We start from the raw sequence: 19588 nt of genomic DNA on the forward strand, positions 1-19588 counted from the left end.
CGCGATGAGGCCATCACAGCCAACATCCCTGCCGCCTGACACGCCGCCATCGCGAGCAGGCTCGCTCCCACAGGTTTTGCGGTGAAGGGTCACACCGAGTCGAGCAGTTCGCGATGGGGTTTCCCGTTACCGCAGCAGATCACCCGATTACGCCCGGTGGTCTTGGCTTCGTACAACGCATGATCGGCATCATTGAGCCAAAGCATCGCGTCGGCATGGGCTGGGTTGAATGACGCCAGGCCAATGCTCAGGCTGACTTTCAGCGCCGGGTTCTGCTCGTAGCCCAAGATGGCGAAGCGAGCGCGCAGGGCATCCATGATGGCAGCGGCGCGGTTCAGGGGCAGGTCCGGAAGGATCACGCAGAACTCGTCGCCGCCGTAGCGCCCTGCCACATCGGTCGCTCGCAGGTTCTGCTTGAGCATTTTGCTCAACTGACGCAAGACGATGTCGCCGGCAACATGGCCGTAGGTGTCGTTGATGGCTTTGAAATGGTCGATGTCGATCAGGGCGATCGCTCCGCCTTTTTGCTGGCTATTGCAACGCTGGAACTCGATCTCCAGTTGGTCCTTCCAGGTGCCATGGTTCAGCAGGCCTGTCAGGCTGTCGGTGCGGCTCAGTGCCAGCAGTTCACGCTTCTGACAGCCCAGAGTATGAGCCTGGCGGAAGCAGATCCAGCCCAGCGCCAGCGGATACAGGCACAGCAACGGCAAACAGGCATAGAGCTGCACCGCGCTGGTGGCAGGAATGAACGCCGGGGCGAAAATCAGCATGCCAACGCCCACGCCCAGGATTTGCGAGGCTGTCCCGGCCAGTAGAAAGCGCGAGCCGCCTATGGCCACGTTGTTCATGGCCATCATGGAAATGGTGGTCGCGCTGGGCAGTGGATTGAATTGCATCGCGGCAATCCAGAAGCCGCCGAGAAAGGCATCGATCAGCAGATTGCGGTGTTCGGCATGATAGGGCGTCTTGGCCCGGCGCGCCCATTGGTAAGCCAGGTGCGGCCAGACCAGGCCATTGAACCACATGAAGCCCCAGACCCAAGGTGCAGGATCGAGTGGATACATTGCCGCGCTCACACACACCAGCCCCAGGGCCAACCCCAGGATCCGCGATGTATAGAGCCTCCTGGCCAATGAAGATCCCTTTCCTCCCGCTTTTGCCATAGGACCTCTTTGCCACTCCACGGAATGCGATTACAGCCTGTGCCTATGCGCTGGAGTCTATCAGGGTGGCATTAAATAGCCATCACCGACTAACGGGCTGAAAATCGCGACATCAGGCTCACATAAAAGCAAAAGCCTCCCCCCATTAACGGCTATACATGAAAGAAGGGGTTGATCAATGACCATAAGAGGAGGCCCATGCAGACCTTTCAAGTATTGATCATCGGCAGCGGGTTTGGCGGCCAATGTGCAGCAATCAATTTGCTCAAGGCCGACATCGACGATTTTCGCCTGCTGGAGCGGCGTGATTTCTTCGGCGGCACCTGGTGCCAGAACACCTACCCCGGCGCGGCAGTCGACGTGCCCTCGCCGCTGTACTCCCTGTCTTTTGCGCCGTATCGCTGGACGCAAATGTTCGCCGAACAGGCCGAACTGCACCGTTACACCCGCCACGTGGTGGAGCACTTCGGCCTGCGGGACAAAGTGGAACTGGGCGCCAATGTCGAGCGCGTCGAATGGGACGACGCCCACAAACGCTGGACGGTGTACACCACCGGCAAAGGCACGTTTTGCGCACAGTTCCTGATCAACGCGACCGGGCCGCTGAGTCAACCGGTTGTTCCGCGCTTCGACGGACAGGAGCGTTTTCAAGGTAAAGCGTTTCACACCAACAACTGGGATCATCACTACGACTACCGGCAAAAACGCGTGGCCATCGTCGGCAGCGGCGCCAGTGCGGCCCAGGTCATTCCGGCCATCGCCCCGGACGTCGGGCACTTGCATGTATTCCAGCGCACGCCCCACTGGGTCCTGCCCCGGGCTGACCGCAGCTTTGGCCGTTTCCAGCGCTGGCTGCTGGGGTTCAAGCCGGCCTACAAGCTGCTGCGCTGGGGGATCTACTGGCAATTCGAAACCCGGGTGATTGCCTTCAAGTATTCGAAACCGGCGGTGCACATGGTCCAGCGCCAGGCCCTGCGTTTTCTCAAACGCCAGGTGCCGGATGCCGAACTGCGGCGCCAACTGACGCCGGACTACACCATCGGCTGCAAACGGGTGATTCTGTCCAGCACGCTGTACCCGGCACTGGCGCGCGACAACGTGACGCTGCACAGCCGCGAGCAAGGCATCGCGTCCATCGACGAGACCGGTATCGTGACACTGGACGGCCAGCACATCGACCTGGACCTGATCGTCTGGTCCACTGGCTACGATGCCACCGACGGGGTGATTTCTTACCCGGTAACGGGCAAAAAAGGCACCCGTCTCAAGGAAGTCTGGGCGCAGTACCCACGGGCCTACCTCGGCACCGCCCTGCCCGACTTTCCCAACCTGTTCATCGTCACTGGACCGAACACCGGGATCGGTCACACCTCGGCACTGTTCATCATCGAATCCCAGATGAATTACATCCTCGATTGCATTCGCACCTTGAAGACTCAAGGTTTACGCAGCATCGAAGTTCGCCATGAGGCGGAACGTACCTACACTGAAATGATCCACCGGGAAATGGAACGCACCGTGTGGAAATCCGGTGGTTGCCACAGTTGGTATCAAAGCAAGAGCGGTCATGTGATTGCCATGTTTCCGGGATTCAGCTTCAGCTTTCATCGCTTGACCCGAGCGCTGAAACCCGCCGATCACATTTTGTCCTGAGCAGATAGAAGGGAGACGCGTGATGCTTTTGTTGTTCGTCGTTCTCGCAGTGTTCGTTGCCTGGAGCTGGCTGACCTACCCGGCCATCGGCTACTGGCTCTATGACTTGAGCATGGCGGCCGAGGCCAAGTTGTACCGGCTGCACAAGATCGTCGTGCCCATCCCCGAAATGACCGTCTCGACCTGGCAAGGCGGGCCGTACGAGGCCACCAGCAGTGTGTTGATGCTCCATGGCTTCAGCGCCGACAAAAACCTCTGGCTGCGTTTCGCCCGGCACTTTGTCGGCAGCCATCGGGTGATCATCCCGGACATCGCCGGCCATGGCGAAACCGGCTTCAAGGCGGGCGGCGGCTACGACATCCCGCTGCAGGCCAAACGCATGATCCAGCTGCTGGACGTTTGCGGGGTGGAGAAAGTCCATGTCATCGGCAACTCCATGGGCGGCTACATGGCGGCGTGGCTCGCGGCCACTTACCCGGAACGCATTGTGTCCGTGGCCCTGGTCGACCCGGCCGGGGTCACCGCCCCCGAGCCCAGTGACCTTGAGCGGCATTTGGCCAAGGGCCACAATCCGTTTCTGATTCACTCGCGCGAAGAATTCCGGCGTTTCTACGCCATGACCATGGCTTCGCCACCCTGGGTACCGAAGCTGGTGCTCGATGCCGTCGCCCAGCGCTATGAACAGTCCCGCGAAGAACTGGAGGAAATCTTCCGCGAATTCCGTGCCAGCCCGCCGATGGAACCGCACCTGCCTGACATCACCGCCCCGGCGCTGTTGCTGTGGGGGCGCAAGGACCGGCTGATCGACGTCAGCAGCGTGGCGGTCTGGAGCAAGGGCATCGCCGACCTGCGCGTGCATATCTGGGACGCCATCGGGCACATGCCCATGGTGGAAGCGCCATACGGTTCGGCGCGCCTGTATCGCGAGTTTTTGGCATCGCTGCGCTCGGAGAGCCCACAGGATCAACGACTGCATTAGGTATGTAGTCCTTAACAGAATGAAGTTCGTCAGAAACTTCGTTTGTCGGCGTCGCTGAAGGCTGCGATCTTTCGTCCATCCTTTACGTCACCGCGCCAGGAATCCTGTTCATGAACCACCCGAACTTCGTCAGCCCTGACCTGATCCGCCAACGCTTCTCCAAAGCGATGTCCGACATGTACCGCGAGGAAGTGCCGTTGTACGGCGCGTTGATGGAACTGGTGGAACAGACTAACCGTCACGTGCTGGACAACGATGCGCAAATCCTGCGGCAGCTCACCAGCACCGGCGAAATCGAACGCCTGGACCTGGAACGTCATGGGGCGATTCGCGTTGGTACGGCCGATGAACTGGCGACCCTCGCCCGCCTGTTCGCGGTGATGGGCATGCAACCGGTGGGTTACTACGACCTGACACCGGCCGGCGTGCCGGTGCATTCCACGGCGTTTCGCGCGGTGCATGAAGCGTCGTTGCAGGTCAGCCCGTTCCGGGTGTTCACGTCGCTATTGCGCCTGGAATTGATCGAAGACCTGGAGCTGCGAGCGTTCGCCCAGTCGATGCTCGACCAGCGTTCGATCTTCACCCCCACGGCCCTCACGCTCATCGAACTCGCCGAATCCCGGGGTGGCCTGACCGAGCAGCAAGCCCTGGACTTCGTCGAGCAGGCACTGGAAACGTTTCGCTGGCACCACAGCGCCACCGTCACCGCCGAACAGTATCAACAGCTCAGCGCCCAGCATCGTCTGATCGCCGACGTGGTGGCGTTCAAGGGCCCGCACATCAACCACCTGACACCACGGACCCTGGACATCGACATCGTCCAGGCGCAGATGCCAGCCCATGGCATCACCCCCAAAGCGGTGATCGAAGGCCCGCCTCGCCGCCAGTGCCCGATCCTGCTGCGCCAGACCAGCTTCAAGGCTCTGGACGAGCCGATTGCCTTCACCGATCAAAGCGAGGCTCGCGGCAGCCACAGTGCCCGGTTCGGCGAGATCGAACAACGCGGTGCCGCCCTCACGCCCAAAGGCCGCGCACTCTACGACCGTTTGCTCAATGCCGCGCGGGACGAACTCAAGGACTTCCCCAACGAAGCCAACGCTGCGCGCTATAACGCCCTCATGGCGCAGCATTTCAGCGAGTTCCCTGACACCTGGGAAGGCATGCGCCAACAGGGCCTGGCTTACTTTCGCTACTTCGTGACGGAAAAGGGCCTGGCGGCGGGCGACCTGAAAAACGCGCCCCTGGAAGACCTGCTCAGCGACGGTTACCTGCGGGTAGAACCCTTGGTGTACGAAGACTTCCTGCCCGTCAGCGCGGCGGGGATTTTTCAGTCAAACCTGGGGGACGCGGCGCAAACCCGTTACGGCGCCCATGCCAACCAGCAAGCGTTCGAACAGGCCCTGGGGCGTTCGACGATCGATGAGCTGGAACTGTACGCCGAGAGCCAGCGGCGTTCGATCGAACAGTGTTTCGCCGCGTTGGCCGATGTTGCGTCAAGTCAATAAAAAACATGATTGAATGATTTGTCACAACTCAATAAAAACGGGCGACCTACAGGTCGCCCGTTTTTTTATATCCGAAACGTTCTATACAGCAAATAAAGTGTTCGCCCAGTGCAATGGCCTCGGCAATCCATGCACTGGTAAAGAGCCCTGACACTGGGCGAACGGAACGTATTTTAGTAGAAGCGGATTAATATGTCCGTACGCAAAAATGAAATTTATCGACACAATGTTTAACAAGATGTCGATTTAAATACTATGCAACACGGCATCTCAAACTCACCAGTTCGACCATTACGAGCTGATTATTTCTATACAAAACTTGCACAAAAACAATCGGCCCGTATAACACCAATACTCAATATTAGTGCTTGCTGGTCACCGTCAATATGTCGGTATAAACCACGTTGACGCTTTGTCCGACTTTCAAGTCCTTGAGTTTGGCCTGGACTTCAGGTCGTTTGACGTCGACGGTCTTGGACTTGCCTTCCGGGTTTTCGAAGGTCACCTGGTTTTTCTTCAGGTCAATGCTGGTGATTTTCAGCTGCACTTTCACCTGACGGTACGCTTCGCCGCCGGGGTTGGGGCTACCTGGCGCTGTGCGCATTTCGCCGGTGGCTTCGGCGGTGCCGGGCAGGCCTTTGTCGACATCGGTGTCGAGGAAGGCTGCAACGGCGCTGGTAACCCTGATGTCGACCGTATCGCCCGCCTTGAGGTTGTCGAGGTTTTTCGCCTTGTCGGTCAACTGCACAGGGAACTCATTACCCTGCGGGCCTTTAAGGACCACGGAATGGTTCGCGGTATCTACCGAAACGACTTTGGTGGTGACCTGGTCAACCACCACAACTTCGGACAACGGGAGTTCGGCGGCAACCGCGCCAAAACTGGCGACAGACAGCAAGGTTGCGAGGGTGATGGCTTTGCTCAGTGCGTGGCGTTTCATAGGCAGAACATTCCCTGTGATAGATGGCAACAGACGGCGTTGAAACCGGGCTCAACGCCATGTGTGCGAGTGAGCATAGACGCTGTTCAGCGAGTGGTCGCGCCGCAGCGGTGATTTTCCTGACACGAGCGCCTAGTACCCGGTCATTTCCAGATAGCCCTGCCCTGCATGGCTGCCACTGAGGCGCACCGGGCCTTCCCAGTACGGAATGCGCAAGTCCATCCAGGCCTGGGGATTGAGCGCGGCAATGGTTATATCGAGGTGTCTTGCAGGGATTTTGATCGACCAGCGAATGGGCATCTCACGCCCGGCAACCCGGGCGGTGTCTTGCGGCGTGAGACTGATGTCGCGGGCGTGCAGCAATTGTGTCTGGCCCCGGGCGTCGATCCAGGTGCCGGTGAGGTAAGGCTCGCCGTCCTTTTGCCGCATGCGATACAGCATCACCTGCTCGCCGCTGTCCAGATGCAGGGAGAGCCAGTCCCAACCGGTCTGGTTGCTCGTCAGGGGCTGGCTGCTCCATTCCCGGTCGAGCCAGGCCGGGCCACTGACCTGAAAGGTCTTGCCGTCGATGTCCAGGGTGCCGCTGGCCCGGAAAAACGGCTGGCTGTAGTAATAAGAGGCCTGACCCTGTTCGGATTTCTGGCTGAAGCCCCGGTCCCCCTGAAGCACCAGCGGACCTGTCGAAGTCAACCGCAGCCGATAGCTGAAACGCCGGTCGCTGGCACTGAGCTGCAGGTCGGCCAACGGGTCGTCGGCAGTCGTCTGGCTACTCAATTGCCAGTCATCGATCCACGCGTTGAACGGCGCGACGCTGACACCGGCTTGACCGACGCCGCCACGGGCATAACGTTCGGCCGCGTGATGCGCCGTCGCCGATGTCACCGCCGCGTGGCCGAGCCAGATCGTCTGATTCTGCCAGCCCAGCACCTCGGGGGCGGCTTTCAAGGCACTGCGGAACAAGGTCCATTGCGCGCCAAACTCATGCCCCTGATCGTCCTTCAGGTTGGCCGTGACGTACCACCATTCGATGCGAAAGCCGTCGTGCGGGCCGTGATCCGCCGGGAAGCTGAACACCCGACCGGGCACCACCGGGGTGAACGCAGCGGCCTGGTTGCCCAACCCGGCAAAGCCTTTTTCCACCGGTGCCGGTTGATCGCAACCGCTCGCCAGCAGCGCCAGGAGCAACACGCCGACTTTAATCTTCATGGGCAAACGTCCGCAGCAGGTCCGCCGGTTGTGTGCGGTACAAACGGTACAACGGCCAGGCCGAGGCCAGTAACGTCGCCACCAGCGCCAGCCCCATCAATTGCAACAGTTGCAATGGAAACACTCGCAACGGCAGTCGCCAGCCAAAGGCCTGCACGTTGATCACCGCGTCCAGGCACCACGCCAGGGCGATGCCCAGCGGCAACGCCAGCACCAGGGTCAATATCGCCAGCAGCCAGGTTTGCCCGAGGTTGAGCAACATCAAATGCCGACGCGTCACGCCCAACGCCCACAATGGCGCCAGTTGCCCGAGACGGCTCTGGCTTTGGGTCAACAGGCTGATGAACAGCGCCACCCCCGCCACGCACAGCGTCAGGCTGTTGAGTGCGGCGGTGGCAGCAAAGGTGCGCTCGAAGACTTGCGTGGACCAGCCCTTGAGCCGCGCCTGATCGACGATGCGGCTGTCGTCCAGGGTAAATCGCGCCTGCAATGCCGCGACGAACACCGGGATCGACGCCGGCTCGATGCGCAGGTTGAAGCGGTTCGGAGTCAGTTGCGGCCAACCGCGCAACAGGTGGCGGATGTTCACCAGAATGTGGCCCTTGGGATTGCCGTAGTCGGCGTAGATCCCGACGATCCGTGGCGACCACGGGCCGGTGGGCGTCGGCAGCGTCAGGTGATCGCCCAGTTGCACTCGCAGGCGCCGGGCCAGTTGTTCGCTGAGCATCACCGCATCGTCCTTGGCCAGTCGCTCCCAAGGGTTGTCGCCCAAGGCTTCGAGCAGTGGCCAGTGCTGGCGATAGGTCGGATGGTCGATGATCCCGGACAGGTCCGTCGGCCAGCCCTGCAATTGAATCGAAACCTGCCAGTTGGGCAGCACGGCCGCCAGTTGCGGCTGCTGGTTGAGCCAGCTGTGCAGCTCCCGAGCCTGGGCCGGGTTTTGTGGATTGAGGTAAAGCTCGGCCGTCAGCCGCTGCTCAAGCCAGTTGCTGAAGGTCTGGCGAAACCCTGCGGTCATGCTGCCGGCACCGATGTTCGCCGCCATGGCCAACAGCAGCGCCATCAAGGCCAGGCTCAACGCCGGCAGTTGCTGGCGGCAATCGGCAACAAACCACTGGCCGAGCACCGAGCGACTGCGCTGCGAAACGAGACTGAGCAGCGCGCTGAGCACCACCGGCAAGGCCAGCGCGGCACCGATCAACAGCGCCGCCATCAATACGAAGCCACTGATCAGGCTGTCGCCGAGGATCAACGCCAGCAACGCGATCATCCCGGCCATGGCCGCCACCCAACCCTGGCGTCGCAACCAGTGCGCATGGGCTTGATGCCAGGCCTGCGGATCAGCCAGCGCCAGCAATGGCAGACGCGCCGCCCGCAGCAGGCTGTTGGCCCCGGCCAGCAACGCGCCGATCAGACTCAAGCCGATACCACTGAACCACCACGACAGACCAAGGCTCAACTGCCCCGCCACTTCGGCGCCATACAAGCCACGCAGGCTGGCGGCGACATCGGGTAACAGCACGCCGGCCAGCAGGTAGCCGCTGACCACCCCGGCCACACCACCGATCAGGGCCAATCCACCCAATTCGACGGCAAGACAGGCCATCAGCATCCGCGCACTCACACCGCAGGCACGCAGGGTTCGGAGCAAGCTTCGCCGTTGCTCCAGCGCCAGCCCGATGGCGGCATGCACGATAAACAGGCCGACCACGAACGACAGCACCCCCAGGGCATCGAGGTTCAGGTGAAAGCTTTCGGTCAGGCGCCTCAGGTTGTTTTCTTCGCCGGCGCGCTTGAGTTGCAACTGGCCCTTGAACGGCTCCGGCAACGGCGCGGTGAAATCCTTCGGTAACAGCAGCCGCGACAGTTGCTCCGGCAACCCCAGAATCTGCTGGGCAAAACCGATGTCCACCAGCAGCACGCCGGGCGCCATATCGGCCTGCACATGCAGCGGCGGCAGGGCCACGCCCACCAGGTTCAGTGGCCGGTCACCCTCGCGCAAACCCAGTGCCTGCAAGGTCTGCGACGATATCCAGGTGCTGCCCGGCGGACTGAAAAAGCCGACCACCTGTTCAATCGCCAAGGCCTGCCCGACCACCGCTGCGCCCGTCGGCAGCGACACCGGCTCGATGCCCATCAACTGCAAGCGCTGCTCTTCATGCTCCTTGAGCGTGACCCGGCCTTGCAGCACCGGTGACACCGGCCACCCCGCGCGCCGCAGATCGATAAACCATTGCTGGGGGAACGTGCCGCCACCGGGCGCACCGAGGCTGGCCTGAGGTTCGCCGCCGATCAACTGACTGGCGCGGGCATAGCTGTCGCGGGCCTGGCTGTTGAGTGCCTGGACGCCCGTCAACAGACTGGTGGCCAGCCACAACCCGGTCAGCACACTGAAAAACTGCACCGGATGCTGCCGCCAGTGGCTGAGCAGTGCGCGCAGGGTTTCGCCAAAGATGCGCATGTCAGCGCTCGCCCGCAGCGGCCAGGCGACCGCCGCACAGCAGGGCTTTTTCCGCCAGCCGTGCCGCGACGCCGGGACTGTGGGTGACCATCAACAGGCTGGTGGGGCTGTCGTCGAGCAATTCCAGCAGCAACTGCAACACCTCGGCACCGGTGGTTTCATCGAGGCTGCCGGTGGGCTCGTCGGCCAGCAACAATGGCGGACGCGACGCCAGCGCCCGGCCCAGCGCGACCCGTTGCTGCTGGCCGCCGGACAGCTGCTCGGGGTAGCGCCGCAGCAGCTCGCCCAGGCCCAGGCGTCGCACCAGGTGCGCCTGCCAGCGTGGGTCATGACGCCCCGCCAGCCGCGCCTGAATCGCCAGGTTGTCTTCGACCCGCAGGCTGCCGATCAGGTTGAACTGCTGGAACACCAGGCCGATTTCCGTACGGCGCCAGTTCGCCAGTTGCCCTTCATTCATCTGTTCCAGGCGATGTGCGCCACTGCGGATGCTGCCGCGATCGACCTTGTCCAGCCCGGCGATCAGGTGCAGCAAGGTGCTTTTGCCACTGCCCGACTCGCCCATCAGCGCCAGGCTGCTGCCGGGCCTGAGCGTCAGGTCGACGCCTTGCAGCACCGGCAGCGGCCCCTGCGGCGTGGCGTAGCTTTTGAAAACACCATGGACTTCAAGCATGGGTCAACCTGCTGGATAGGCGTGGCTCAAGGATAGCGGTCCTGAATGTTTTTTGTCCGTTGCTGATGATCGCCCCGCCCGCGCCCCGCCCTACCCTCGAAGCTGGTCTAACCATAACGATAAAAAACGGAGACGCCATGCCTCGTTTCACCTTGAGCCCTCGTGGGCTGCTCGCTTGCCTGATCACTGCCTGCCTTGCGCAATCGGTGGTCGCCGCCGATGAACCGGTCGCAGCCAGCCCGCAAACCACGGCCAGTAACGCCGCCGTGCTGCAACAACTGCCCTTCACCGACCGCACCGACTACGAGTCGGTCACCAAGGGTCTGATCGCGCCGTTCAAGGGCCAGGTCAAGGACGCCTCGGGCAAGGTCATCTGGGATATCCAGGCCTATGACTTCCTCGCCAAAGACCAGGCCCCGGAGTCGGTCAACCCGAGCCTCTGGCGCCTGGCCCAACTCAGCGCCCATGCCGGATTGTTCGAAGTCAGCCCACGGCTGTATCAGGTGCGCGGCCTCGACCTGGCCAACATGACCATCATCGAAGGCGACGACGGGCTGATCATCATCGACCCGCTGACCATGGCCGAAACCGCCAAGGCGGCACTGGACCTGTACTACCAGAACCGTCCGCGCAAACCGGTGGTGGCGGTGATCTACAGCCACACCCACGTCGACCACTTCGGTGGCGTGCGCGGGGTCATCGACGAAGCCGACGTCAAGGCCGGCAAGGTCAAGGTGTTCGCCCCCGTCGGGTTCATGGAACACGTGATGAGCGAGAACGTCTACGCCGGCAATGCCATGAGCCGCCGCGCACAGTTCCAGTTCGGCAGCCTGCTGCCCCGTGGCGAAAAAGGCCAGGTCGACGCCGGCCTGGGCAAGAGCACACCGAGCGGCGGCACTGTCACCCTGATCCCGCCCACCGACCTGATCGACAAGGAACTGCAAACCCGCACCATCGCCGGTCTCGAGGTAGAGTTCCAGTTGACCCCGGGCACCGAGGCGCCGGCAGAGATGAACCTGTACCTGCCGCAATTGCGCGCCTTGTGCATGGCGGAAAACGCCACGCAAATGATGCACAACATCCTTACCCCCCGCGGCGCGCAAGTGCGTGACGCCAAGGCCTGGGCCGAGTACCTCGACGCCAGCCTGGCGCGTTACGGCGACAAGAGCGACGTGTTGTTCGCCCAGCACAACTGGCCGACCTGGGGTGGCGAACGCATCCGCACCTTCCTCGCCGACCAGCGCGACATGTACGCCTTCCTCAATGACCGCACCCTGCACCTGCTGAACCAGGGCCTGACGCCGCTGGAAATCGCCGATTCGATCAAGAAACTGCCCGGCAACCTCGACCAGAAGTGGTACACCCGTGGCTACTACGGCTCACTGAGTTTCAACACCCGGGCGGTGTATCAGCGCTACATGGGTTTCTATGACGGTAACCCGGCCAACCTCAATCCGCTGCCGCCGGTAGAAACGGCCAAGCGTTCGGTCGAGGCCATGGGCGGCGAAACGGCAGTGCTTGAGAAAATGCAGGCGGCGATGGCCAAGGGTGAATACCGCTGGGCCGCGCAACTGGGCAATCAGGTGCTGTTCGCCAACCCGGACAACGGTGACGCCCGCAAAGCCCAGGCCCAGGCGTTGGAGCAAATGGGCTATCAAAGTGAAAACGCCACCTGGCGCAACATGTACCTGACCGGTGCCATGGAACTGCGCAACGGCGTGCCACCCCATGCGGGCACTTCGGTATCGGTGGACATGGTGCGGGCGATGAGCCCGCAGATGTTCTTCGACTTCCTGGCGGTGCGCCTGGACAGTGAAAAGGCCGTAGGCCATGACCTGACCCTGAACTGGACCTTCGATGACCTGAGCAAGGACTTCAACCTGACCCTGCGCAATGGCGTGCTGACCCACCGTGCAGGGCTCAATGCTCAGGCGGATGCCAGCGTGACCATGAGCAAGGCCACCCTGGAACAGATCAGCCTCAAGCAGCTGGATATTCCGACGGCAATCCAGAAAGGTCTGATCAAGTTGCAAGGCAATGGCAAGAAGCTTGGGGAGTTGATGAGCAGCCTCGATACGTTTGCGCCGCAGTTCAATATCGTCACGCCTTGACCGGATGACGCGGGAAACCGCGTCGCCTTCATCGCGAGCAGGCTCGCTCCTACACTGGATCTGTGCCATTCACAAATGCTGTGAACAACCCGATCCCCTGTGGGAGCGAGCTTGCTCGCGATGGCTTTGTGTCAGGCGATGATTGTTTTGTGGGTGTACATATCCCTTGCTGCGGTCACGGCCACTCAGGGTTCCGCCCTTACGGCGGGTCACTTGGAAAAGCGGAGCGCCGCCCGGCCCCAAGTAACCAAGGGCTCTTGCCCCTGACGTTCGGTGCCTCGCCTAGGCTCGGCATGCCCTCGCTCCGGTCCTGCTCCGTGGGCCCGCCGCCATCGGCCATCCATGGCCGGGGGCGGCTAACCCGGCATCCATGCCGGGTTGCCCACTGCGCAGAACCTCCACTCGGCCTCACGAGGGGGCGTGCACCGCAACAGCGCCCGAGGCGGCCTACCGGCCGGCCTGTTTGCCGGGTTCGTTCGTCTGTGAGTACCTGATTGACTGTCAGGTCGCCATCGCGAGCAAGCTCGCTCCCACAGGGGGCCGGGTTGTTCACAGCATTTGTGAACGACACAGATCCTCTGTGGGAGCGAGCTTGCTCGCGATGCGGTTCAGGCAGACACCACTTCAACCACCGGCATTCGCCAGCGTTGATTGACCACCTGCTGCCCAGGTCCATACAGGCGCAGGACCAGGGTGAACGCTCCGCTTGCAGGCGTCGGCAACCAGTTGCTCTGCTCCGGCGGAGCGACGTTCTGCAGGATCAACGTCAACCCACCATCCGCATCTTCCTGCAACTGATCCCGGCTGCTCAGGCAGTAGCGATTGATCGGGTTGGCCACCAGTTGCCGGTCCGGCAAGTCATACAGCGTCAGCGACCAGAACTCGCTGGCCGGCGGCAATTGATCCGGTGCGAAACGCAGGCGATAGCTTCGCCCACCCTGCAAAGGTTGCCCCTGATTATCCAGGCGAGTGCCAGTGTAGAAGGCCTCTTCCACGCTGTTGCCGTAGATGCCGACATTCGCCGCGACAGCACGGTTGAGGTAATTGCCGTTCAGCGCTTCGCGAGTGCCGAACAGCCCGAGGGTGGTGCGTACCTGGCTCACCGCGGTTTGCAGTTGCACCTGGGCGTCTTGAATCCCGGCGAGCAGTGCCTGGCGCGTTGCTGGCGGCAACGTCACCGGGTCGAAACCCTGGGCGGGCACGATGCCGATCCGTGCAAAGCGCGCGCGCAAGGCTTGTTCGGACGGTTGCGTGGGGCACAGGCTGAGGATCTGGTTCAGCGCCGGGATAAACTCCAGCCCCAACCCGGTCTTGCTGTCCCAGGGGCGCCAGTCAATGGCTGGCGCAGCCACAGGCGGCGCACTGCCGATGTATTCATGCAACGAACGCAAACCGTATTGCTGCTGCAAGGCACGCACCGCCGGCAGGTCCCCGGCGTTTTTCAGGCCCGTTCTCCCAAGCACCATGACGATTTCGGTTTCACTGCGCAGCACAGCCTTGACGCCGTCCGGTGTCGGGCCTTGCCAGTGGGGTCCGGCGATCAGGTAATTCCCCGCATCGCGACCGGTGCTGAGCACGCCGACATAGGCAAAGTTGTGGGTGTACTGGTCGACCAGTTGAAGCACGTAATAGCGGTCGTCAGGCACGGCCGGCACACTCAACACCTGCGGCTCGCTGCGCAGGTCAAGCCACGCCCAGGAGTACGGCGTGTCGTTGTTCGGCGTGACGATGTCGCGGTTGTTCGGGGTAAACAACTCGCTGTAATGGCGAAAGCGGTTGAAGCCGCCGACGTACTCCGGCACGTCCGGGTTGAGCGCCTGTTTTTCCATGGTCTGGTAATGCATGAGCATGGGGTACGCGTAAATCCACGCCTCTTTGGCAATCTGTCGAGGGTCATCGGAATCACCGGCCAGCAGCCGGCGTGGAAACATCAGACTTGCTCCCAACACCCCCATGCCGCCCAGCAACCGGCGGCGACTGAAAATCAGGTTCATGATTCGATCCTCGCAATCGTCGGCAACTGATAACTCCCGTCCAATGCCCCGCCCTTGGGCAGGTACAGGCGCAACAGCAGGTTGAACGGACCTTGCGGCGTCGGCAGCCAGTTGCCCTGCGGCGCAGCCTTGGGCGCATCGGCTTGCAGGATCAGGGTCAAGCCGCCGTCGGCATCGTATTGTAGACCAGGGCTGCGGTCGCCCAGGGCGTAACGCTGGATCGGATTGGCCACCAGCAACTGGGTTTTGCCGTCATACAGGGTCAGCGACCAGAACGCATTCACCGGCGGCAATTGCCCGGCGGGAAAATGCAGGCGATAGGCGTGTTGGCCGTTGAGCTCCTGCCCCTTTGCATCGTGCAACGCCATCGGGTACAGCGCTTCCACCGCATCGTTGGCGTAGATGTAGCGCCAGGCGACTGCGGCACGGGTCAGGTCATCGTCACCAAACTTGCCGACGTTGGGCGGCGACGGCAACCAGCCCTGCTGTTCCACCGATAGTTGGCTGGAGGCTGCGCGGACCTGTTCGCGACCGGCTTCGGCGCCCTGTGCGACGGCTTCGTTCAAGTCCGCCGGGGCCTGGAATCCGGCCCCCGGCTTCACCCCGATGGCGGCGAAACGGGCCAGTTTCTTTTGTTCGCCGGCGGTCCATTGATGCAAGGGGGCCAGCGCGTTGAAGGTGCTGAACAACACCTGCGCCGGCCCGTGCCTGGTGTCCGTGTACGCTGGCAGTTGCAGCGGTGCCAGGGGTTCAGGGGGCGCGCTGCCATTGACTTTGGACAGCGGTTGCAAGGCGTAGCCCCTCAGCACTTGCGCGGCGTCTTTCTGATCCGCTTCGCCCTTGACCTCGGTCCGTCCCAACAGGAAGACCAGCCGGCTCGGTGAGCGAATCACCGCGCTGAACCCCGATGGCGCGGGCCCCTTCCAGTCCGGCCCGACAATCAGGTAGCGCCCCGCCTTGTCACCCGTGGCGCGAGTGCCGATGTAGTCGAGGTTGTCGGTGCGCATGTCCACCAGCTGGAAACTGTAGTAGCGACCTTGCACGGCCGGTACGTCAAGCACCACAGGTTCGCTGCGCAAGTCCAGCAAGGCACGGGAATAGAAGGTGTCGTTGTTGGGCGACACCACTTTGTTGTCTTGCGGGCCGAGCAGGCGCGGTTCGCTGTAGAGACGGTTGAACGGCAGTTTCGCGGCGATGGCGCTGAGCACTTTGTCGTGTTCGACGGTGGCGTAGGCGAACACGTAGGCCTCCTGCGCCAGGTCTTTGGCTTGCTGTTGGTCGAGGGTTGCGGCGTGAACAGTACCCAGGCTCGCGCCCAGGGCCAGAGCGGATATCCAGTAGCGCATGGCAGATCTCCTGGTAGATAAATATCAACACACACTGATCCCTGTGGGAGCGAGCTTGCTCGCGATGAAGCCGGAACATCCAACATTGATGTCGTCTGACACGCCGCCATCGCGAGCAAGCTCGCTCCCACAAGGGATTTACGGTGCCTCCCGGTTTACTTGGCCCAACGCCGCAGGTCCGACGGGGTGTAGTCGTCGGTCTTGGCGGCGAAGCCCACGCGCATCGGCTCGGTCTCTTCGTTGGCCAGGCCACCGGCGTAGTAGCGTCCGGAGATCAGGTCGTACGAAGTTTCCAGCACGTTGTAGGTGAAGCCGTGGTCGTACTGCTGGATCGCGTGCAGTTCACCGCTGCGCCACAGTTCACCGCGGCTGTCGTACTGGTCCGACTGGGCGATCTGCCAGCTGTCTTCGTCCACATAGAAGCGACGTTTGGCGTAGATGTGCCGGGCACCGGGCTTGAGGGTCGCTTCGACCACCCACACGCGGTGCTTCTCGTAGCGGGCCAGGTCCTGATTGACGTGGTTGGGCTTGATCACGGTGTCGTACTTGAGGTCGCGGCTGCCGATCTTGTAGCTGTTGTAAGGGATGAACAGCTCTTGCTTGCCCACCAGTTTCCAGTCGAAACGGTCCGGCGCGCCGTTGTAGCCGTCGATGTTGTCGGCGGTGATCAGGCCGTTGCTGTAACGGGCGCTGTTGTCGTAGGCGATCATCGGCGCACGGCGCACGCGACGTTGCCCTGGCAGGTATTGCCAGGCCGAACGCGGCTCGGCGACCTGGTCGATCGGCTCGTGCACCAGCACCGCCTCACCGGACAGACGCGCCGGTTCCAGCACCCGGCTCTTGAACATGAACAGGATGTTCGAGCCCGGTTCCAGCCCGCCCACGGTGTCGGCAAAGTTGATCAAAGACTGGTTGCGCACGTAGCTGGTGGCGCCATTTTCACGCACCAGTGCGGCGCTGCTGATGCGCTCGTAACTGCCACCGCGATAACGGGTCATGTGGTTCCACATCACCTCCAGGCCTTCGGTGGGCAACGGAAACGGAATGCCCCTGGCATAGTCGTGCAAGCCGTTGCCGCCGTCGGCCATGCTGGTCTTGGCGACGTTCTCACGACTGACCGCCAGTACCTCCTTGGGCAGGTTGGCGCTGCGATGGCTCGGGTAGATGTTCATCTTGTAGGTGTCGGGAAAACGCTTGAACAACGCGATTTGCCCGGGGCTGAGAAACTTCTGGTATTGCGTCAGGTTCTGCGCTGTGACGGTGAACAACGGCTTCTCGGCGGCATACGGATCGCTGTAGCCGCCCTTACTGTCGACGGTGCCGGCGTTGCTCGCCAGACCACCGGTCCAGGCCGGAATGCTACCGTCGGCATTGGCCGCCATTTCCGAGCCCATGGGGGTCAGGGTCTTGCCCAGTGCCGCCGAATCGGTGCCTTTGGCCTGGGCCAGGCCGACGGTGCAGGCCAGGGCCAGCACGCACAATTGCATACGCATAACGGTTCTCCTTAGAAGTCTGCCTTGAAGCTGACGGATGCAAAATCGCGGTCGTCGAGGGTGCTGTAGTCGTTGGAACCGAAGAACGTGTTGTAGGCCAGTTCCACGCTGTAATCGTTCATGTAGACGCCGGTCAGGCTCACGCCCAGCGCTTGCTGGCCTTCCTGGAACGGCCCTTGCGGATCGTAGGAATAGCCCGAGACGTCATGCCGCCAGTTGACGGCCGGAATCAGGTTGATGCCTGGCAACACATCGCTGTATTCGAGGCTGGCGCGCAGGCGATACCCCCACGACCAATCGGTGGCAAAGCCCTTGTCGGTGCAGTATTGGTTGGTCACACCTGAAGCCACCGTGTTGCACAGCGTGCCGTTGCGCGGGGCGCTGCGGCCGAACGCGGCGTTACGGCCCAGGCGCTCGTCCCCCAGATCGTCGATGTGCACGACACCGGCCTCACCGAACAGGCTCAGGCGCGTGGCGCCCAGCACGTTGTCGATGGCCTGGGTGGCCGAACCGGTCAACTGCCAGACGCCCTTGCGCTCCCACGCATCGAACTGGCTGCCATTGGTGGTGCTGAAGCCGGGCGGCAACTGCAACCAGGAACTGCCCCCCGGTCCGGAAATCACCGCAACGTTGACGTCGGGCGCGTTGATCGCGATCGGCATGTTCGGCCGGTAGCTCAACTCACCGGCCAGGGAGATCCCGGTGACAGGCTCGACGCCGTTGAGGCTGATGCCGTACAGGCGAATGTTTTCCGGGAAGGCCGCCGCATAGCTCGGCCCCTGGATACCACCGGGGAAGGTACCGGGCAAGGCGGTGTTCCTGGCGTTAATGGTGAAGTACGGCAACCGCGAGTGATAGTTGATGTAGTAGATCGCCGCTTCCGCATCGTTGAGCGCCGGGATCATCTGGCGCAAGGCGAAGCCGAACTGGCCGTTGTCGGACGGCGATTCGTTGCCCCGGGACGTAGCGAACAAACCAGCGGCCTGCATCTGTTGATCGGTCTGCACCTGGCTCAGGTACAGCGGCCCGCAACCCGGCTGGATCACATCACTGCTGGCGAAGAAGGTGCCGCAACCGTCGAGTACGCTGGGGCGCCAGTTGTACTGGTAAAAACCTTCGAGGTTGGTGGTGTCGGTCAGGCCGAAGCTGAAGGAGACCATCTCCACCGGCAACTGGCCTTCCTTGATCTCCACACCGGGACGGTTGAACGCCGAGATGTCCAACGGGTTGATCACGTTGATGCCGTTCTGGATCAGCAGCGCTTCGCCCCAGGACAACACCTGGTTACCGACCTTTACGTTCAGCGGATGTTCGGCCACCTGGAAGTCTTTCCAGACGTAGGCATCGAGCACCTCGAAGCCCTTGAATTTTGACAGGTCGTCCCAGCCCGAATCGTCGAAATCCTTGAAGCGGCCATTGCCGGTTTCATAGGCATGGTCGTACCAGTACTTGAAGCGAATGAACGCGCCCTGGCCCTGGCCATCGAGACTGATATCGGTGAGCCCCTTGAAGAGTTGCGAGATGGGGTCGCCCTTCTTGAAGTTCAGCCGGTTGTCGTCGGCGCTGACGCTGGTGCCATTGGCATTTACGCCCTGGGCCTGCAGGGCGTTGGCGCGGGTCATCAGGCTCTTGTCGGGGTTTTGTGTCGACCAGCTGCTGCCCAGGCTCAGGCTGGTCTTGGTCGACAGGCTCCAGTCTTCGTTGAGGTCAAATGTGGTGGCGTAGGTTGGCCCCGTCAGTACGGCAAAAATCGCCAGCGCAAGGGGTTGCGGGCGAGTGTGGCCAAGCCGGTGAAGCCGTTGGCGGACTCCGGCTGTGGCCGAGCGTTTTTTTATCATTATTAGGCTCCGGTCAGGTTTGCTCAGCCCGGACACGGTGCCCAACTATCGGCCCCGACACGCAAGCGATGGCCGACAAAAAATAATCATCGGGGTGGTTGCGTGGCCGGCGACATGGATTTTTGAGGGTGTACATATCCGTTTCTGCGGTAACGGCCACTATTGGTTCCGCCCTGACGGCGGGTCACTTTCGAAGAGCGCGAAAGTAACCAAAGCGCTCTGCCCCTTA

General features: G+C 62.0%; 13 protein-coding genes. 4 read left to right on the top strand and 9 right to left on the bottom strand.

Going from position 1 to position 19588, the window contains the following annotated elements; translation table 11 throughout:
• Positions 1–89: 89 nt before the first annotated feature.
• The gene (locus tag AC1Q6Y_RS06770; protein ID WP_090456357.1) at positions 90–1163 is read right to left on the bottom strand and encodes a diguanylate cyclase; all 1074 of its coding nucleotides are present in this window, start codon (positions 1161–1163) and stop codon (positions 90–92) included.
• Positions 1164–1361: 198 nt separating this feature from the next.
• Here AC1Q6Y_RS06770 and AC1Q6Y_RS06775 point away from each other — a divergent pair, with 198 nt between their 5' ends.
• The 3 genes from AC1Q6Y_RS06775 (at position 1362) to hglS (ending at position 5300) form a co-directional block, all read left to right on the top strand.
• Positions 1362–2816, top strand: coding sequence for a flavin-containing monooxygenase (locus AC1Q6Y_RS06775; RefSeq protein ID WP_090456359.1), 1455 nt, complete (start codon positions 1362–1364; stop codon positions 2814–2816).
• 22 nt (positions 2817–2838) lie between these two features.
• Positions 2839–3795 carry an alpha/beta fold hydrolase gene (locus tag AC1Q6Y_RS06780; protein ID WP_090456361.1) on the top strand — a complete coding sequence of 319 codons (957 nt, stop codon included), beginning with the start codon at positions 2839–2841 and terminating at the stop codon, positions 3793–3795.
• Between the two features lie 110 nt (positions 3796–3905).
• Positions 3906–5300 (top strand): 2-oxoadipate dioxygenase/decarboxylase HglS, encoded by a 1395-nt coding sequence (hglS, locus tag AC1Q6Y_RS06785; RefSeq protein WP_407516544.1) that lies wholly within the window; start codon positions 3906–3908, stop codon positions 5298–5300.
• A gap of 361 nt (positions 5301–5661) precedes the next feature.
• Here the strand turns inward: hglS and AC1Q6Y_RS06790 are convergent, their stop codons facing one another.
• The 4 genes from AC1Q6Y_RS06790 to AC1Q6Y_RS06805 all read right to left on the bottom strand — a co-directional run bounded on the left by AC1Q6Y_RS06790 (position 5662) and on the right by AC1Q6Y_RS06805 (position 10577).
• The gene (locus tag AC1Q6Y_RS06790) at positions 5662–6240 is read right to left on the bottom strand and encodes a hypothetical protein (RefSeq protein ID WP_090456364.1); all 579 of its coding nucleotides are present in this window, start codon (positions 6238–6240) and stop codon (positions 5662–5664) included.
• A 132-nt stretch (positions 6241–6372) separates the two neighbouring features.
• Positions 6373–7446: a lipocalin-like domain-containing protein gene (locus tag AC1Q6Y_RS06795; RefSeq protein ID WP_492624236.1), complete on the bottom strand. Its 1074-nt coding sequence runs from the start codon at positions 7444–7446 to the stop codon at positions 6373–6375.
• Complete coding sequence (locus AC1Q6Y_RS06800; RefSeq protein ID WP_492624237.1) at positions 7436–9907, bottom strand: ABC transporter permease; 2472 nt, start codon at positions 9905–9907, stop codon at positions 7436–7438. The genes AC1Q6Y_RS06795 and AC1Q6Y_RS06800 overlap by 11 nt, the downstream gene beginning before the upstream one ends.
• Before the next feature lies 1 nt (position 9908).
• Positions 9909–10577 (bottom strand): ABC transporter ATP-binding protein, encoded by a 669-nt coding sequence (locus tag AC1Q6Y_RS06805; protein ID WP_090456368.1) that lies wholly within the window; start codon positions 10575–10577, stop codon positions 9909–9911.
• 137 nt (positions 10578–10714) lie between these two features.
• Between AC1Q6Y_RS06805 and AC1Q6Y_RS06810 the strand changes: the two genes are divergently transcribed.
• The gene (locus tag AC1Q6Y_RS06810) at positions 10715–12688 is read left to right on the top strand and encodes an alkyl/aryl-sulfatase (protein ID WP_492624238.1); all 1974 of its coding nucleotides are present in this window, start codon (positions 10715–10717) and stop codon (positions 12686–12688) included.
• Positions 12689–13296: 608 nt separating this feature from the next.
• Here AC1Q6Y_RS06810 and AC1Q6Y_RS06815 read toward each other — a convergent pair.
• The 4 genes from AC1Q6Y_RS06815 to AC1Q6Y_RS06830 form a co-directional block, all read right to left on the bottom strand.
• A complete protein-coding gene (locus AC1Q6Y_RS06815) occupies positions 13297–14682 on the bottom strand; it encodes a DUF1254 domain-containing protein (protein ID WP_492624239.1) in 1386 nt (461 codons plus the stop codon).
• A complete protein-coding gene (locus tag AC1Q6Y_RS06820) occupies positions 14679–16028 on the bottom strand; it encodes a DUF1254 domain-containing protein (RefSeq protein ID WP_492624240.1) in 1350 nt (449 codons plus the stop codon). Before AC1Q6Y_RS06820 ends, AC1Q6Y_RS06815 begins: the two co-directional genes overlap by 4 nt.
• Before the next feature lie 155 nt (positions 16029–16183).
• The gene (locus tag AC1Q6Y_RS06825; RefSeq protein WP_154910589.1) at positions 16184–17521 is read right to left on the bottom strand and encodes a DUF1329 domain-containing protein; all 1338 of its coding nucleotides are present in this window, start codon (positions 17519–17521) and stop codon (positions 16184–16186) included.
• 11 nt (positions 17522–17532) lie between these two features.
• A complete protein-coding gene (locus tag AC1Q6Y_RS06830; RefSeq protein ID WP_492624241.1) occupies positions 17533–19359 on the bottom strand; it encodes a DUF1302 domain-containing protein in 1827 nt (608 codons plus the stop codon).
• Positions 19360–19588: the final 229 nt, after the last annotated feature.

The sequence above is a fragment of the Pseudomonas sp. GW823-FHT06E10 genome, assembly GCF_058794995.1.

What these genes read in the sequence shown, in the direction of transcription:
- AC1Q6Y_RS06775 (WP_090456359.1), top strand. Translation starts at nt 1,362, where the DNA reads ATGCAGACCTTTCAAGTATTGATCATCGGCAGCGGGTTTGGCGGCCAA.
- AC1Q6Y_RS06770 (WP_090456357.1), bottom strand. Translation starts at nt 1,163, where the DNA reads ATGGCAAAAGCGGGAGGAAAGGGATCTTCATTGGCCAGGAGGCTCTAT.
- AC1Q6Y_RS06815 (WP_492624239.1), bottom strand. Translation starts at nt 14,682, where the DNA reads ATGAACCTGATTTTCAGTCGCCGCCGGTTGCTGGGCGGCATGGGGGTG.
- AC1Q6Y_RS06780 (WP_090456361.1), top strand. Translation starts at nt 2,839, where the DNA reads ATGCTTTTGTTGTTCGTCGTTCTCGCAGTGTTCGTTGCCTGGAGCTGG.
- hglS (WP_407516544.1), top strand. Translation starts at nt 3,906, where the DNA reads ATGAACCACCCGAACTTCGTCAGCCCTGACCTGATCCGCCAACGCTTC.
- AC1Q6Y_RS06825 (WP_154910589.1), bottom strand. Translation starts at nt 17,521, where the DNA reads ATGCGTATGCAATTGTGCGTGCTGGCCCTGGCCTGCACCGTCGGCCTG.
- AC1Q6Y_RS06800 (WP_492624237.1), bottom strand. Translation starts at nt 9,907, where the DNA reads ATGCGCATCTTTGGCGAAACCCTGCGCGCACTGCTCAGCCACTGGCGG.
- AC1Q6Y_RS06790 (WP_090456364.1), bottom strand. Translation starts at nt 6,240, where the DNA reads ATGAAACGCCACGCACTGAGCAAAGCCATCACCCTCGCAACCTTGCTG.
- AC1Q6Y_RS06810 (WP_492624238.1), top strand. Translation starts at nt 10,715, where the DNA reads ATGCCTCGTTTCACCTTGAGCCCTCGTGGGCTGCTCGCTTGCCTGATC.
- AC1Q6Y_RS06830 (WP_492624241.1), bottom strand. Translation starts at nt 19,359, where the DNA reads ATGATAAAAAAACGCTCGGCCACAGCCGGAGTCCGCCAACGGCTTCAC.
- AC1Q6Y_RS06820 (WP_492624240.1), bottom strand. Translation starts at nt 16,028, where the DNA reads ATGCGCTACTGGATATCCGCTCTGGCCCTGGGCGCGAGCCTGGGTACT.
- AC1Q6Y_RS06805 (WP_090456368.1), bottom strand. Translation starts at nt 10,577, where the DNA reads ATGCTTGAAGTCCATGGTGTTTTCAAAAGCTACGCCACGCCGCAGGGG.
- AC1Q6Y_RS06795 (WP_492624236.1), bottom strand. Translation starts at nt 7,446, where the DNA reads ATGAAGATTAAAGTCGGCGTGTTGCTCCTGGCGCTGCTGGCGAGCGGT.